13 protein-coding genes are annotated in these 14,825 nt (G+C 73.4%); 9 read left to right on the top strand and 4 right to left on the bottom strand.

Going from position 1 to position 14,825, the window contains the following annotated elements:
• The first annotated feature begins 22 nt into the window (after positions 1-22).
• On the top strand, positions 23-910 hold the full coding sequence (locus OG556_RS03060) for a helix-turn-helix domain-containing protein (RefSeq protein WP_371515722.1): 888 nt from the start codon (positions 23-25) through the stop codon (positions 908-910).
• A gap of 190 nt (positions 911-1,100) precedes the next feature.
• Positions 1,101-2,372 carry a globin domain-containing protein gene (locus OG556_RS03055; RefSeq protein ID WP_371515721.1) on the top strand — a complete coding sequence of 424 codons (1,272 nt, stop codon included), beginning with the start codon at positions 1,101-1,103 and terminating at the stop codon, positions 2,370-2,372.
• A 132-nt stretch (positions 2,373-2,504) separates the two neighbouring features.
• Here the strand turns inward: OG556_RS03055 and OG556_RS03050 are convergent, their stop codons facing one another.
• Positions 2,505-3,911 carry a selenium-binding protein SBP56-related protein gene (locus OG556_RS03050; RefSeq protein ID WP_371515720.1) on the bottom strand — a complete coding sequence of 469 codons (1,407 nt, stop codon included), beginning with the start codon at positions 3,909-3,911 and terminating at the stop codon, positions 2,505-2,507.
• 247 nt (positions 3,912-4,158) lie between these two features.
• On the opposite strand from OG556_RS03050, the gene OG556_RS03045 reads away from it, so the two are divergent.
• From OG556_RS03045 to OG556_RS03020, 6 genes are all read left to right on the top strand, one after another.
• Positions 4,159-5,175, top strand: coding sequence for an alpha/beta hydrolase (locus tag OG556_RS03045; protein ID WP_371515719.1), 1,017 nt, complete (start codon positions 4,159-4,161; stop codon positions 5,173-5,175).
• Between the two features lie 98 nt (positions 5,176-5,273).
• A complete protein-coding gene (locus tag OG556_RS03040; RefSeq protein ID WP_371522539.1) occupies positions 5,274-6,068 on the top strand; it encodes a spermidine synthase in 795 nt (264 codons plus the stop codon).
• Between the two features lie 170 nt (positions 6,069-6,238).
• Complete coding sequence (locus OG556_RS03035) at positions 6,239-7,051, top strand: class I SAM-dependent methyltransferase (protein WP_371515718.1); 813 nt, start codon at positions 6,239-6,241, stop codon at positions 7,049-7,051.
• 202 nt (positions 7,052-7,253) lie between these two features.
• The gene (locus OG556_RS03030) at positions 7,254-7,919 is read left to right on the top strand and encodes a DedA family protein (protein ID WP_363373283.1); all 666 of its coding nucleotides are present in this window, start codon (positions 7,254-7,256) and stop codon (positions 7,917-7,919) included.
• 108 nt (positions 7,920-8,027) lie between these two features.
• Entirely contained in the window at positions 8,028-8,696 is a 669-nt protein-coding gene (locus tag OG556_RS03025) for an O-methyltransferase (RefSeq protein ID WP_371515717.1), read from the top strand.
• Between the two features lie 49 nt (positions 8,697-8,745).
• On the top strand, positions 8,746-9,645 hold the full coding sequence (locus tag OG556_RS03020) for a Gfo/Idh/MocA family protein (protein WP_371515716.1): 900 nt from the start codon (positions 8,746-8,748) through the stop codon (positions 9,643-9,645).
• A gap of 78 nt (positions 9,646-9,723) precedes the next feature.
• Here the strand turns inward: OG556_RS03020 and OG556_RS03015 are convergent, their stop codons facing one another.
• Entirely contained in the window at positions 9,724-10,233 is a 510-nt protein-coding gene (locus OG556_RS03015; protein WP_371515715.1) for a hypothetical protein, read from the bottom strand.
• A 258-nt stretch (positions 10,234-10,491) separates the two neighbouring features.
• Here OG556_RS03015 and OG556_RS03010 point away from each other — a divergent pair, with 258 nt between their 5' ends.
• On the top strand, positions 10,492-11,697 hold the full coding sequence (locus tag OG556_RS03010; RefSeq protein WP_371515714.1) for an RNA-guided endonuclease InsQ/TnpB family protein: 1,206 nt from the start codon (positions 10,492-10,494) through the stop codon (positions 11,695-11,697).
• A 146-nt stretch (positions 11,698-11,843) separates the two neighbouring features.
• Here OG556_RS03010 and OG556_RS03005 read toward each other — a convergent pair whose 3' ends face one another.
• A complete protein-coding gene (locus OG556_RS03005; protein WP_371515713.1) occupies positions 11,844-12,953 on the bottom strand; it encodes a hypothetical protein in 1,110 nt (369 codons plus the stop codon).
• Positions 12,954-13,186: 233 nt separating this feature from the next.
• Complete coding sequence (locus tag OG556_RS03000; protein ID WP_371515712.1) at positions 13,187-14,785, bottom strand: FG-GAP-like repeat-containing protein; 1,599 nt, start codon at positions 14,783-14,785, stop codon at positions 13,187-13,189.
• Between the last annotated feature and the right edge of the window lie 40 nt (positions 14,786-14,825).

Genomic DNA, 14,825 nt, shown 5'->3' with positions numbered 1-14,825 from the left:
CGGATCCCCGCATACTGCAGGCATGGACCAGCGCACCGAACTCAGCGAGTTCCTCCGATCCCGCCGCGCCCGGCTGCGCCCCGAGGACGTGGGCCTGCCGGACAGCACCACCCGGCGGCGGGTGCCCGGCCTGCGCCGCGAGGAGCTGGCCCTGCTCGCCGGAGTCAGCACCGCCTACTACACCCGGCTCGAACAGGGCCACGGCGAGAGCGTCTCCGCCGCCGTCCTGGACGCCATCGCCCGCGTGCTGCGGCTCAGCCCCGCGGAGCGCGAGCACCTCGGCCGGCTCACCAGGCCCGCCCGCCGCCGCCCCGGCCGGGCCGCCGCCCGCCCGCAGCGGGTCCGGCCCGCGCTCCAGCAGCTCCTGGACGCGATGGAGTGCGTGCCCGCGTACGTCCTCGGCCGGCGTCTGGACATCATCGGCTGGAACCGGCTCGGCACCGCCCTGCTCGGCGACTTCGCCGCGATGCCGCCCGAGCAGCGCAACATGGCCTGGCAGCTCTTCCTCGACCCGGCTTCCCAGGAGCTCTACGAGGACTGGGACGGCAAGGCCACCGACGTCGTCGGCATGCTGCGGCTGGACGCCGGACGGGATCCGGACGACCCCAGGCTCGCCTCGCTGATCGGCGAACTCTCCCTCAAGAGCGCCGACTTCCGCCGCCTCTGGGCCGCCCACAGCATCCAGGACAAGGGCCACGGCACCAAGCGGCTGCACCACCCGGTGGTCGGCCGGCTCGACCTCCAGTACGAGACGCTGCGCCCGGCCGGGGACGTCGACCAGATGCTCGTCACCTACCACGCCGAGCCCGGCTCCAGCTCCGCCGAATCCCTGCGCCTGCTGGCCAGTTGGGCGGCCACCGAGTTCCACCCCGAGCCCGCCGAGGCGATCCCGGCCGATCCCGCCCGGTAGCGGCCCGGGGCCTCCCTGCCCGGCTTCCCGCCGGGCCTTCCCGCCGGGCCTTCCCGTCGGGCCTTCCCTCCAGGCCTTCCCGTCGGGCCCTTCCGCCGGGCCCTTCCGTCAAGGGGTCGATGGTCCCGGGTCCGATCGGGGCCATCGGCCCTTCTCGCCGGTAACCGGGCGGCGATTGACTGGGCGGGTCATGGACACCACCACCAGCGGAATCACCACCAGCGGCACCACCGCCGAGTACGACCGGCTGATCGCCCGCCACCACGCGATGCGGCTCCGCCGCCAACTCCTCACCCCCGCCTCGCCGTTCGCGCCCGATCCGGCCAGCTCCGGCGGGTACGCCGGCACCGGCGGGCCGGGCGACCACGACGGCTACGACGGCGCCGCCGACCAACGGCTGATCCGGCGCGACCTCGACCTGCTCGAACCGCTCTCCGAATTGATCGACCACCTCTACGCGGTGATGTTCCGCCGCCGCCCCTACCTGCGTCCGCTCTTCCCCGCCTCGATGGAGTTCCAGCAGGCCCACCTGGAGCGGATCCTCCGCCACCTGCTGGACCACCTCCACCACCCGGCCGAACTGGCCTCGACCCTGCGCCAACTCGGGCGCGACCACCGCAAACTGGGCGTCCGGCCGGTCCACTACGAGGCCTTCGAGGAGGCCCTGTGCACGGCGATCCGGCACCGGGCGGCCGCCCGGTGGACCGAGGAGACGGAAGCGGCCTGGGTCCGGATGCTGCGCTTCGCCGTCGCGGCGATGACGGCCGGCGCCGACTCCGCGCTCACCGAACCCCCGTACTGGCACGCCGTGGTGACCGGCCACGAGCGCCGCCGCCCCGACCTCGCCGTCCTGCGGGTGCGCACCGGCGAGCCCTACCCGTACCGGGCCGGACAGTACGGCACGGTCGAACACCCGGCGCTCCCGCACACCTGGCGGCAGTACTCGATGGGCTGCGCGCCGCGCACCGACAACGAGTTGGAGTTCCACGTCCGGCGCACCGGGCCGGACGGGGTCAGCGCGGCCCTCGTCGAACACACCGCCGTCGGCGAACGGCTGCGCCTCGGCCCGCCGCGCGGCGGCCTGCTGCCCGAGGACGACACCCGCGACCTGCTGCTGGTCGCCGGCGGCACCGGCCTGGCCCCGATGAAGGCCATCGTCGAGCAGCAGGCCGCCCAGCGCCCGCGCGGCCGCCGCGTCCACCTGTTCGTGGGCGCCCGGGACCGCAGCGACCTCTACGACTGGTCCGCGCTCTCCGAACTCGGCCTGCACAAGCCCTGGTTGGCGCTCACCCCGGTCACCGCAGGCCGGCTCGCCGACGCCGTCGCGGGCGCCGGGGACTGGCGCGAGCACCTCGCCTGCGTCAGCGGCCCGGCCGGCATGGTCGCCTCCGTCCGCTCCGAACTGCTCGCCGCCGGGCTGCCCCTGGCCCAGGTCCGCTACGACCAGGCGCTCGCCCGCTAGCCGTACGGCCTGCCGCTAGCCGTACGTCCTGCCGGTAGCCGTACGTCCTACCGGTAGTCGCAAGTCCTGCCGGTAGTCGGACGTCCTGCCGCTGGACGTCCCCGCCGCTGGACGCCCCCGCCGCTGGACGTCCTACCGGTAGCAGTAGGAGTCCGAGGAGGCGTCGCCGCCCGCGAGGTGGGTCTGGTGCACCCGCAGGCCCCGGAAGTCGGCGCCGTGCGGGAAGAAGCGCTCGTCGACGCTCAGCCCGCCCGCCTCGGTGTCGGCGTCCAGCTTGATGATCCACGGATCGATGCCGTCCGGGTAGAACTGGTCGTCCCAGGCGCCGTAGAGGGAGTTGGTGAGGTAGAGCCGGCGCCCGTCCCGGCTGATCTCGACCATCTGCGGGGCGCCGCTCAGCGGGCGCCCCGGCGCGGCCGGGTGCGGGGTGCGGGCGACGACCCCGCCCAGCCGCACCGAGTCGGCGAGCCGGGGGTGGAACGGGTCCGACACGTCGTACTGGAACAGCTCGCCGGTGCCCCACGCGGACACGTACAGCCAGCGGTCGTCCACCGACAGGTTGATGTCCGTGATCAGCGGCGGCACCGCGCCGAACGGTTGCAGCGCGGGCGGCAGGTCCTCCGTCTTGGCGGGCTCGGCGGGGATCTCGATCACCTTGCGCGCGGTGAACGCCGGGCCCTCCCGGTACCAGAGCCAGACCGAGGCGGACAGGTCCTCGACGTTGGTCACCACCCCGGCGAAGCCCCACTCGGCCTGCGGATCGTGCGCCGGGCGCAGCTCCAGTACCATCTGGTACTGGTCGCCGAGGTCGACGCGTTGCAGGTGCCGCCCCGAGTCCAGCTCCCAGAAGTGCAGCGCGTGCCCGTACTTGCGGCCCAGCAGCAGCTCCGGGACGACCCCGCCCTCCACCATCCAGGGCGTGCCCCACTCGCTGGTCACCCCGACGTTCGTCCCCAGGTGCCACCAGACGTCGTACGCGAAGTGCTGCGGCCCGCGCTCCGTCTCCCAGGCGCGCAGCACCTCGAAGGTGGTGTGGTCCAGCAGCGCCACCCCGCCGGGCCCGTCGTTCCCGTCCCCGCTGCCCAGGCAGGACAGGAACACCCCGTCCGGCCCGCAGTGCAGGGTGTGCGGGCGCGAGTAGCCGGCCTTGGCGGCGAGTTCCGCCGCCTCGACGGTCTTGACCAGGCGCGGCCGCACCGGGTCGGGCCGGGTGTCCATCACGTGCAGCCGCGAGGAGCGCAGGCCCGGGAGGAGGAGGTAGCGCCGCTCGGGGTTCTCGTGGCAGGCGTGCGCCAGCGCGCTGGAGCAGGCGTTCCAGCCGAAGTGGTGCAACTCATCGCCCAGCGTCGGCAGTTCGGCGAAGTTGAGGACCTTCCCGTAGCTCGCCGACGCCGGATCGGTGTCCACGGTGAGCAGCGCGTCCGGCCGCTCCCCGGCCCGGTCGAACCCGGCGACGTACGCCAGCGTCTCCGGTGGCGCGGCGATCGCCTCGGCGGCCGAACGGTACAGCGACGGATCGGTGTGGCCGGCCTGCGGCATGTGTTCTCCTCAACTCGCCTGCGTGACAACCGGAGTTGGATCTGTCCGGGTAGCGTTCCACATGACCACCGGCGCACAGCAGGCGCACGGGGAGCGATCAGGAGGCGCGGACGGCCGGGTCACACCGGTGCCCGGCAGAGCGGTGCCCGACGGGCGGCCCCGGGCTACCGGCCGGTATTGTCGGGGTCCTGGATCAAGAGCACCTGCGACGGACGGCAGGTCGAGCACGAGGACGGGTGCGGCGCAGATGGAGTTTCGGGAAGACATCCTGGGTGCCCCCTACGAGACGGCCGAGCTGACGCTGCGGCCGGACGCCGAGGGGGAGGTCTGCGCGACGCTGGTGCGCCGACTGGTGCCGGGGGCGGAGCGGGCCGTGCTGTACATCCACGGGTACAACGACTACTTCTTCCAGACCAACCTCGCCGACCACTTCGCCGCGCTCGGGTTCTCCTTCTACGCCCTGGACCTGCGCAAGTACGGCCGCTCCCTGCGCCCGCACCAGTCGCCGAACTTCGTGCGCGACCTCGCCGAGTACGACGAGGAGATCGACGAGGCGGTGCGGATCATCCGCGAGGTGGACGGGCACCGGCGGCTGCTGCTGAACGGGCACTCCACCGGCGGGCTGATCGGCGCGCTGTGGGCCGGGCGGCGCTCGGGGCGCGGCCTGGTGGAGGGGCTGTTCCTGAACAGCCCGTTCCTGTCGATGCCGGCCGCGCCCGCCGTGCGGACCGTCGGCGGCCCGGCCGTCACCGCGATCGGCCGGCTGGCGCCCACCCGCGTGCTGCCGTCGACGCTCAACCCGCACTACACGCACAGCCTGCACAAGGACCACGAGGGCGAGTGGGACTTCGACCTCACCCTCAAGCGCCCCGAGGGCTTCCCGCTGTACGCGGGCTGGCTGGCCGCCATCCACCAGGGCCACCGGCAGCTGCGGCACGGGCTCGGGATCGACGTGCCGGTACTGCTGATGGCGTCGACCAGGTCGATCACGACCACCAAGTGGCACAACGCGCTGCACCACGCGGACGCCGTGCTGCGCGCCGACGACATCGCCGACCAGGGCCCGCGGCTGGGCCGGCACGTCACCATCGTCCGGATCGAGGGCGGCATGCACGACCTGGTGCTCTCGGGCGAGGCCGCCCGCACCCGGGCCTTCGCCGAACTGGACCGCTGGCTCGCCGCCTACCTCGACGTCCGACCGGGGGACGTCCGTCCGGTGGACGCCCAGGCCGTGGACGCCCAGGCCGTGGGGGAGAGCGCGTGACCGACGAGCCGGTACCGGACGATTCGGTGACGGACGAGCCGGTGACCGACGAGCCGGTACCGGTCGGGCGCCACACCGACCTCGGCTTCGCCAAGCTCATGCCGGACCTCGACCGGGACGGCGGCTGGCTGCTCACCCTGGACGGCACCCCGCAGTCCTACGTCGACCTCGCCGACCCGACCCACCTGGAGTTCGAGTACACCCGGCGGCTCGGCCACCTCGCCGACGCCCTCGCCCCCGCCGGGCAGCCGCTGGACGTGCTGCACCTCGGCGGCGGCGCGCTCACCCTGCCCCGCTACCTCGCCGCCACCCGCCCCGGCTCGCGCCAGCGGGTGGTCGAGGTGGACGGGCCGCTGCTCGACCTGGTCGCCGAGCACCTGCCCTGGCAGGGGCCCGGCGCGGACATCACCGCGACCGTCGGCGACGCCCGCGCCGCCCTCGTCGAGACCCCGCCCGGCAGCCTGGACCTGGTGATCGCGGACGTCTTCCACGGCTCGCGCACCCCCGCCCACCTCACCTCGGTGGAGTTCCTGCGGCTGGTCGCCGCCGCCCTGCGCCCCGGCGGCTGCTACGCCGCGAACCTGGCCGACGGCCCGCCGCTGGCCTTCGCCCGGGCCCAGGCCGCGACGGTCGGCGCGGTGTTCCCGTACACCTTCCTGGTCGCCGAGGCCCCGGTGCTGCGCGGCCGCCGGTACGGCAACATCCTGCTCGCCGGTTCGACGGCCCCGCTCCCGGCCGCCGAGCTCACCCGGCTGCTGGCCGGCGACATCTTCCCGGCCCGCCTCACCGACGGCGCCGACCTGGCCGCCCTGGTCGGCCGCACCGCCCCGGTCACGGACGCCGACGCCACCGACTCCCCGCCCCCGCCGGACGGCGCGTTCAGCATCGGCTGAGCGGCGCGGCGGCCCGAGCGTCCCCGCGTCCGGGGTGTCAGAATCGGCGGGTTCGGGCCGGAGCGTGGAGCACCTCGATCGTGGAGCACGTCGAGCGTGGGGCACGCCGAGCGCGGAACACGTCCGGCGCGGAGCAGGTCCGGCGCGGAGCACATCCGAAGGAGTGAGCGATGAGCGGCGGGGAGCGGCCGGAGTTGGCGCAGGTGCCGGAGACGGCTTTGTGGACGTTGTGGCACCGCGCGGTGGAGGCGCGTCGGCCGGACACGGTGCTGGAGGACCCGAAGGCGGTCGAACTGGTCGACCGGATCGACTTCCCGTTCGCGGAACGCTTCGGGGAGGGCGCACTGGTCAGCCAGTTGCAGGCGCTGCGGGCGGCCTGCTTCGACCGTGAGGTGGCGGACTTCCTGACCCGCTGCCCGCGCGGCACCGTGGTCGGCCTCGGGGACGGCCTGGAGACCCAGGCGTGGCGGGTCGACAACGGCCGGGCGGACTGGCTGGCGGTGGACCTGCCGGAGACGGCCGCGCTGCGGGAGCGGCTGCTGCCGCCGGACGAGCGGCGCCGGATCCTCGCCTGCCCGGTCACCGACCCGCGCTGGATGGACGAGGTGGATCCGGCCCGCGGGGTGATGATCTGCGCCGAGGGCCTGCTGATGTACCTGCGGCCGGAGGAGGTGCGGGCACTGATCGCGGCCTGCGCCGAGCGGTTCCCCGGCGGGTCGATGGTGCTGGACGCGGTGCCGCGCTGGGTCAGCGCCCGGAGCGTCCAGGGCAAGCTGCGGACCCGGCACTACCAGGCCCCGCCGATGCCGTTCGGCATGGACGCGGACGAGCGCGGCAAGCTGGCCACCGCGCACCCGGCGGTGACCGACGTGCGCGAGGTGTACCCCGAGGGCGGGCGGGGCCTGCTCCGCGCCCTGCTGCCGCTCGTGCGGCGGGTGAACGCGCGGCCGTCCGTGGTCGCACTTCGCTTTGCCGGATCTTGAAGAACGGCTGGTCAAGCGGGAACCATGGGGCACCACCGCACGTCGTAACCACGGGTGATCGGCCGGGGGGACAGGCCGCCCGGCACGTTAGGCTGCCCTTATGGGGAAGCGGCCGCGTTGCCGCCATCGGACAACTGCCGGAACCGGCGTGCGGCACCGCTGAGGGCCGCGCCGGTTCCGACCTGCCACGGAGGTACTGGCCTTGCACATCGACGCCTGGATCGAGAGCGTCCCACCGACAGCGGTGTACGCCCTGGTCGGCCTGATCATCGGACTGGAGTCGCTGGGCATCCCGCTGCCCGGTGAGATCGCGCTGGTCACGGCCACCCTGATGGCGGTCAAGGGTGTGGTGAGCCCGGAGTGGATCGCGGTGGTCGCCATCCTCGGGGCGATCATCGGCGACTCGATCGGCTACTCGATCGGCCGCAAGGGCGGCAAGCCGCTGTTCGAGAAGCTCGGACGGAAGTTCCCCAAGCACTTCGGGCCGTCCCACCTGGCCACCGCCGAACGCTCCTTCCAGAAGTGGGGCATGTGGGCGGTCTTCTTCGGCCGCTTCATCGCCCTGCTGCGCATCTTCGCCGGGCCGCTCGCCGGCGCGCTGAAGATGCCGTACTGGAAGTTCCTGATCGCCAACGTGCTCGGCGGCATCGTCTGGGCCGGCGGCACGACGCTGCTGGTCTACAAGGTCGGCAAGAGCATCGAGCCCTGGCTGTCCCGCTTCTCCTGGGCGGGCCTGGCCGCGGCGGTGCTGGTCGGCGGCGCCTCGGCCTGGTTCATGAAGCGCCGGGCCGCCAAGACCCACGCCAAGATCGAGGCGGAGGAGGCGGCCGCCGCGGCGACCGCCGCCAAGGCGCCCGTCGCGGAGTAAGCGCAGTAAGCGGAGTGACGAGGCGCTGCTACTGAGCACGGAGGGGCAGTCGGGCCCCCGGAGTAGCATCGGCGGGTACCTGCCGATCATGCACAACTGGAGGGCCCGATGACCCAGTCGACGTGGGATGCCGTGGACGCGTACTTCTCCGAGCAGCTGGTGGGGCACGACCCGGCGCTGGAGGCCGCGGCCGCCGCCGCCGACGCGGCCGGGCTGCCGAAGATCGCCGTCGCCCCCAACCAGGGCAAGCTACTGCACCTGCTGGCGCTGACCCAGGGCGCGCGGCGGATCCTGGAGGTCGGCACGCTCGGCGGGTACAGCGCGATCTGGCTCGCCCGGGCGCTGCCCGCGGACGGCACCCTGATCACCCTGGAGATCGACCCGAAGCACGCCGAGGTCGCCCAGGGGAACATCGCGCGCGCAGGGCTGGAGAAGCTCGCCGAGGTGCGGCTCGGCCGGGCCGCCGACTCGCTGGCCGCGCTGGTGGAGCAGGGCGTGGAGCCCTTCGACCTGGTCTTCATCGACGCGGACAAGCCCAGCAACCCCGAGTACTTCCGGCGGGCGCTCCAGCTGACCAGGCCCGGCTCGCTGATCATCGTCGACAACGTGGTGCGCGGCGGCGCCGTCGCCGACGCGGACAGCACCGACCCGGCGGTGGTCGGCACCCGGGCCCTGCACGACCTGATCGCCGCCGAGCCGAGGGTCACCGCGACCTCGGTGCAGACGGTCGGCAGCAAGGGCTACGACGGCTTCACGCTGGCCCGCGTGCAGAGCTGAACCTTTTTTCACGTATCACTTTCACGTACCACTGAGGAACGGAGACATCGTGCGGATCGGACTGCTGGGCGCCGGCCCCTGGGCGGAGCGGGTGCACGCACCCGTCCTCGCCGAGCACCCCGGGCTGGAGTTCACCGGCGTCTGGGCCCGTCGGCCGGAGGCGGCCACGGCCCTCGGCGGGACGTACGGCGTCCCCGGCTACGCGGACCTCGACCAACTGCTCGCCGAGGTGGACGCGGTCTCGATCGCGCTGCCGCCGACCGTCCAGGCGGGCCTCGCGGTACGGGCCGCCCAGGCCGGCTGCCACCTGCTGCTGGACAAGCCCGTCGCGCTGACCGTGCCGGACGCGCAGGCCGTGGCCGAGGCCGTCCGGGCCCACGAGGTCGCCTCCGTGGTCTTCTTCACCGTCCGCTTCGGCGGGGAGCAGATCCCGTGGATCGAGCAGCAGGCGGGCCTGGGCGGCTGGTTCACCGGCCGCTCGGACTGGCTCGGCTCGGTGTTCGCCCCCGGCAGCACCAGCCCGTACGCGGCCTCGCCGTGGCGCGAGGAGAAGGGCGCGCTGTGGGACGTCGGGCCGCACGCGCTGTCGGTGCTGCTGCCGGTGCTCGGCGACGCGACGCAGGTCACGGCGGTGGCCGGCCCGCTGGACACCGTCCACCTGGTGCTGCGGCACGCCGACGGCGCCTCCAGCACCCTGGCACTGAGCCTCACCGCGCCGGTCGGCGCCGGCGGTGTCGGCCTGGAACTGCGCGGCGAGCACGGCATCGCCCACCTGCCCGAGCGCGGCGAGGGCCCGACCGCCGCCCTGCACCGCGCCCTGGACGCCCTCCAGGCCTCGGCCGCCACCGGCCAACCACACCCCTGCGACGCGGAGTTCGGCCTGCGCGTGGTCGAAATCCTGGCCGGCGCCGAACACTCCCTGACCACGGGCACACCGGTCGCGGTGTAGCTGTGACACCCGGGCGGGCTCGCTGCGGACCACCGCAGCGAGCCCGCCCGGGTCATGACGTGACGAGTCAGGGCCCGCTCACGGCGGGGGCACCATCTGAGCGGTGGCGTCCAGGTTGCGGACCGGTTTGCCCTCCTCGTACGACACCGGGACGGCACCCGCGAGCTCGGCCACGGCCTTCTTGAGCGCTGACGACGCTGCGCCTTCGTGCGAGGTGGTGACCGTGATCCCCGACGCGTCCGGCAGCAGTGCCGCCGTATAGACCGGGAACGGCAGCGAATCGGCCTGTGCCGCATCGCCGATCCGCTTGAGGGCAGGGTCGACGGTCGCCCGCGCGTAGGACGCGTGCCGGATCTCGGCGCGTCCCGTCTCGACGCCGGGATGCGCCGTGGCGGCGGCCGCGACGAGCGCCCTGGCCCGCGGCTCGTCCGTCGCGAACAGCACGACCCGGCCTGCCGCCGGGTCCAGCTTCAGCGCGCCGAAGGTGTCCTTGAACTCGCCGCGCCCCTGCTCCCCGAGCGCCGACGCCAAGTCCTGCAGCACTGCGAGCGAGAGCGCGTCCACCTGCTGCGACGGCGAGGAGACCACGGCCCCGGGACCAGCGGGGCCGCCACCGGCCGACGCACTGCTGCCGCAGCCACACAGCAACCCCGCTGCCGTCAGCACGGCGGCCGACCACGCGGGTACTCGCGATGGTGTCACCTGATTTCTCCCAGGAGGCTCCGGCCTTCAGGCCGGGGAGGAATGGGTCCTCGGCCCGGAGCCGTGAAGCGGCGGAGTTCTCTGCGCATCTGTTCTGACCTGCGTTTTCTTCTGTTGTCGGTGGGGGCTGTTAGGTTGCGGCTCATGATGACGACGGCGACGGTCGGTGAGGCCGGGTACGCCCGGTACACCTACCGGCTCCGCGTGTCGGCCACCGCCCTGGCACTGCTCGAAGCGGAGTGGGGGAAGTGCCGCTGGGTGTGGAACGAATCCGTGGCGATGTCCCGCAAGGTCCACAAGTACAACAAGGCGACCGCCGCGGAGAAGACCACGTGCGGCCCCGCACAGCTCGACAAGATGCTGACCGGGGCCCGGCAGTCGATGAGCTGGCTGCGCGAGGGCGCGTCCGTTCCGCAGCAGCAGACCGTCCGCGACTTCGCCAGGTCCCGCGCCAGGGCGCTCAAGGACATCAAGGCGAAGCTGCCGGTCAGGCAGCGCGCCGGGATGCCCCGGCACAAGAAACTCAAGGACTCCCGGCCGTCGCTGAACTACACGCAGCGCGGGTTCCGGCTCAAGGAGGGCCGGCTGCACCTCGCGGGCGGCATCGTACTGACGGTGGTGTGGTCGCGTGACCTGCCGTGCGTCCCGTCGAGTGTGCGCGTGTACCAGGACGCGGCCGGGCACTGGTACGCCTCGTTCGTCGTGGCCGCCGAGGTCCGGCCGCTGCCGCAGACCGGTGCGGTCATCGGGATCGACTGGGGCGTGAGGGAGACCGCCACCACCACGTCCGACGCGCATGACCTCCCGCATGCGGAGCACGGCAAAACGGCCGCCCGGCGTCTGGCGAAGTACCAGCGGCAGATGGCGCGCCGCCGGGCCCCGAAGGGGAAGGCGCAGACGAAGGGCTACCGCGAGGCCCGGCGGCAGGCCGCGAAGGTCTCCAGGAAGGTGGCCCGGCAGCGGCAGGACACCGGCCGCAAGTGGGCCAAGCAGGTCGTCCGCGACCACGACGCGATAGCCGTCGAGGACTTCCGGCCGAAGTTCCTCGCCAGGACCACCATGGCCGGGAAGGCCGCCGACGCCGCGATCGGGGCGACCAAGCGCGCCCTGATCGAGATGGGCCGCAAGCACGGCAGGTCCGTGCACCTGGTCGACCCCGCGCACACCACCATGGACTGCGCGCACTGCGGTGCGAGAGCCAAGCACCGCCTTCCTCTTTCCGAGAGAACGTATACGTGCACCGCGTGCGGAGTCTCCTCTCCCAGGGACAAGAACTCCGCTCGGGTGATGCTCGTCCGGGCTGGTCTCGCCCCGGCTAGTGCTGATCTTGTAAGCCCTGCCCGTCGCTGACGGCCAGGCGAAGTGAGCTAGGAATCCCCGTCCTTTAGGGCAGGGAGGATGTCAATCGGTGAACTCCGTCCTGGTGGCGCTTCTGATGGTTCGATCCGGCTCGGGCGCAGTGCCATACGGCCGTGCGGTGCCACGCGGTCGTCGGGTCAGGCTGCGGGGAGGGAGGGGCCGGTCGGGCCCGGGCGGCGGTCGGTGGGGCGGGCCGGGGGGATGACGGGGGCGTGGAAGTCGCGCGGGCCGGTCCACAGGGCGGGGACGGCGTCGCCGCGGCGGGCGAGTTCGTAGGCCAGCGCCTCGTAGTTGACGCGCCAGCCGTGGAAGTGCTGCCAGGCCTCGTCGACCGGGCGCTCGTGGGGGAAACCGGCGGACGTGATCATGGCGACGGCGCCGATGTACTCGGTGTAGGTCAGGCGGATCGGGACGTCCGGGTCCGGGTCCGGGTCGAAGTCGATCCGCACGGAGCGGCCGATGTCGCGCAGCGCGGTGAAGCCCGCGCGCAGCACCAGGCGGGCCTCGGGCGGGGCCGAGCGCGGGCAGAGCGCCAGGTGGAGGGCGGCCGCGTCGAGCACCGCGATCAGGCCGACCACCCAGCTGCGGTTCGGCTGCGGGGAGCGGAAGGACAGCAGCACCGGGTAGTTGGAGTGGCTCTCGCCGATGTCGGCGGCGAGCCGCTCCCAGTCCCGGTAGAGCTGGGGGAGGGCGGTCTCGGTGTCGACGAGGGACTGCCGGGCCAGCAGTTCCGGGCCCCAGGCGGGCTCGCCGGCCCGGGACTGGAGCAGGGTCACCTCGGTCTCCCGCCGCTGGTAGGCGGCGTAGAGGGTGGGCAGGTAGGCGATCTGGAGGGCGATCACCAGCGGCCCGCTGGCGGCGGCCATGAAGTCGATCGCCGAGAGTTGCAGGCGCTCGCCGCTGGCGTAGCCGAGGGTGAAGAGGCTGGACCCGGCCTCCCGGATGGCCACCGACCAGCTGAGCTCGGACGTGCCGTGCAGCAGCAGGGTGTAGGCGAGCAGCATGCCGCTGAGCCACACCCCGAGCATGCCGAGCAGGATCAGCGGTGCCAGCCAGGTCAGTGCCCGGTCCTGCGCGTGGTAGCCGCGGAACGGCGTCGCGTAGAGCCGGAGCACGGTCCGCAGCACCCGCCAGAGCCGGCTGACCAGCGCCGAGTACAGCCCGCGCGGGACGACCAGCGTGCGCAGGATGCTGCCGACGATGAGCAGGAGCAGCAGGGCGCCGGCCAGGGTGTGGATCATCCTCATGGCGCCATTGTGGCGGTCCGCCGGAGCGGCTGCGGCGCGGGGCACGGCCCTACGGGACGACGGCGGGCAGGGGGAAGCCGCAGGGCGGGGTCGGGCGGCCAAACGCGTTCCTTGCGCAGCAGCGCGTCCGCGGGCTGCTGCGCCCAGGGCAGCCGGACGGCGAGGTCGTGGCCACGGCCGGTACAGGGGTGCCGGGGCCTGCGGCGGAGGCGTTCCCGCAGGCCCCGGACCGGTCAGGCGCCGCCGGCGATCTGGCCGAGGCCGGCCCACCCGCCGGCTCCGGCGCTGTCGCCCCCTCGGTAGGCGTAGGCCGTGACGGCTCCACCGGTTTCCGTCCGGAGGTAGTCGGCATGGGTGTCACCGTCGAAGTCCACGAAGGTGACCAGCTCCTGACGATCCGTCACGCCGGTGGCGATCCGGCCGATGGGGAGCCAGCCGCCGTGGCGGTCGCCGCCGCGGTTGAGCCAGGCGTTGACGGAGCCGTCGGGGTTGATCAGGAGGTAGTCGGCCTTGCCGTCGCCGTCGAGGTCGGCGAGCCGGACCCGGGTGCGGTCGTTGGTGACGCCGGTGGCGATCTGGCCGATGCCGTACCAGCCGCCGGCGCCGGCCTGGTCGCCGCCGCGGTTCAGCCAGACCTTGACCGCGCCGTTGTCCTCGATGACCAGGTAGTCGCTGCGGCCGTCGCCGTCGAAGTCGGCGAAGCGGACCTGGTCCTGTCGGTTGGTGACGCCCGCGGCGACCCGCCCGATCGGCTGCCAACCGCCGGCCTGGTCGCCGCCGCGGTTGAGCCAGACGTTGACGGAGCCGTCGGGGTTGATCACGATGTAGTCGGCCTTGCCGTCGCCGTCGAAGTCGGCGAAGCGGACCCGGGTGCGGTCGTTGGTGACGCCGGTGGCGATCTGGCCGACGCTCTGCCAGCCGCCGGCGCCGGCCGGATCGCCGCCGCGGTTCAGCCAGACCTTGACGGCGCCGCTGTCCTCGACCGTCAGGTAGTCGGGCTTGCCGTCGCCGTCGAAGTCGGCCCAGCGCACGCGCCCGCTGCCGCCCGCCTCGGTACCGGCACGGGGGGCTGTGGGGTGGGACGCCCAGCCGTCGGCGACGACCTGGTCGAGGGCCCGGTGGAAGACCTCCGCCATCTTGCGGTACCCGTTGTCGTTGGGGTGCAACTGGTCCGGGAGGTCGGTCGCGGCGTCGAGGTTCGCGGGGTCCACGTACCGGAGGTGCCGTCCGGCGGGCCCGCCGGCCGTGCTCTGGCCCTGCTCCTGGAGGGCGGCGAACTCGCGGTTGAACCGGGCGGTCCTCTGCTCCAGGCCGGGGGTCGCGGTCAGCAGGCCCTGCACGACGACGGTCACGCCCGGCTTGTCGGCGAAGATGCGGTCGACCAGCTCGGACAGCTGGTGGGCGGACTGCACCGGGTCGGCGGCCGGATCCCACTTCAGGTCGTTGATGCCGAGGTGCAGGAGAACGACGTCGGGGTCGGCGGCGGACAGCCAGCGGTCGATGTCCGCGCGGACCTGGGCGATCCGGTAGCCGCTGTGTCCCTCGTGGTCGGGGTCCGCGACGGAGCCCGAGCTGTTGGTGCCGACCAGGTCGACGGTGTAGGAGGACTGCTGGGCGGTCAGGTCCCACAGGGGCGCGCGGTAGCCGGCTCCGCTGGTGCTGCCGGCCCCGTCGGTGATCGAGTCGCCGAGCGGCATGACCTTGATGGGGGGAGCCGTCGGCGCCGGAGCCGAGGCCGCCGCCTGGGGCACGGCCGCTGCGGGAACGACGGCGGGGCCGGAGGTCAGGGCGGCGGCGAGGGCCGCCAGGGTGATCAGGGAGGCACGTTTCACGGGGTGTCCAGTTCTGGGGAGATCAGGGGAACGCGGGCCG

The sequence above is a fragment of the Kitasatospora sp. NBC_01300 genome, assembly GCF_041435235.1.
Lineage (GTDB): Bacteria > Actinomycetota > Actinomycetes > Streptomycetales > Streptomycetaceae > Kitasatospora.
Note: the sequence above shows the minus strand (reverse complement) of the source record. Positions and strands in the feature narration are given on the sequence as shown.

Excerpts from the sequence above, each read along its gene's own strand:
- OG556_RS03035 (WP_371515718.1), top strand. The coding sequence starts at position 6,239 with ATGAGCGGCGGGGAGCGGCCGGAGTTGGCGCAGGTGCCGGAGACGGCT.
- OG556_RS03005 (WP_371515713.1), bottom strand. The coding sequence starts at position 12,953 with ATGAGGATGATCCACACCCTGGCCGGCGCCCTGCTGCTCCTGCTCATC.
- OG556_RS03045 (WP_371515719.1), top strand. The coding sequence starts at position 4,159 with ATGGAGTTTCGGGAAGACATCCTGGGTGCCCCCTACGAGACGGCCGAG.
- OG556_RS03010 (WP_371515714.1), top strand. The coding sequence starts at position 10,492 with ATGATGACGACGGCGACGGTCGGTGAGGCCGGGTACGCCCGGTACACC.
- OG556_RS03050 (WP_371515720.1), bottom strand. The coding sequence starts at position 3,911 with ATGCCGCAGGCCGGCCACACCGATCCGTCGCTGTACCGTTCGGCCGCC.
- OG556_RS03055 (WP_371515721.1), top strand. The coding sequence starts at position 1,101 with ATGGACACCACCACCAGCGGAATCACCACCAGCGGCACCACCGCCGAG.
- OG556_RS03040 (WP_371522539.1), top strand. The coding sequence starts at position 5,274 with ATGCCGGACCTCGACCGGGACGGCGGCTGGCTGCTCACCCTGGACGGC.
- OG556_RS03060 (WP_371515722.1), top strand. The coding sequence starts at position 23 with ATGGACCAGCGCACCGAACTCAGCGAGTTCCTCCGATCCCGCCGCGCC.
- OG556_RS03025 (WP_371515717.1), top strand. The coding sequence starts at position 8,028 with ATGACCCAGTCGACGTGGGATGCCGTGGACGCGTACTTCTCCGAGCAG.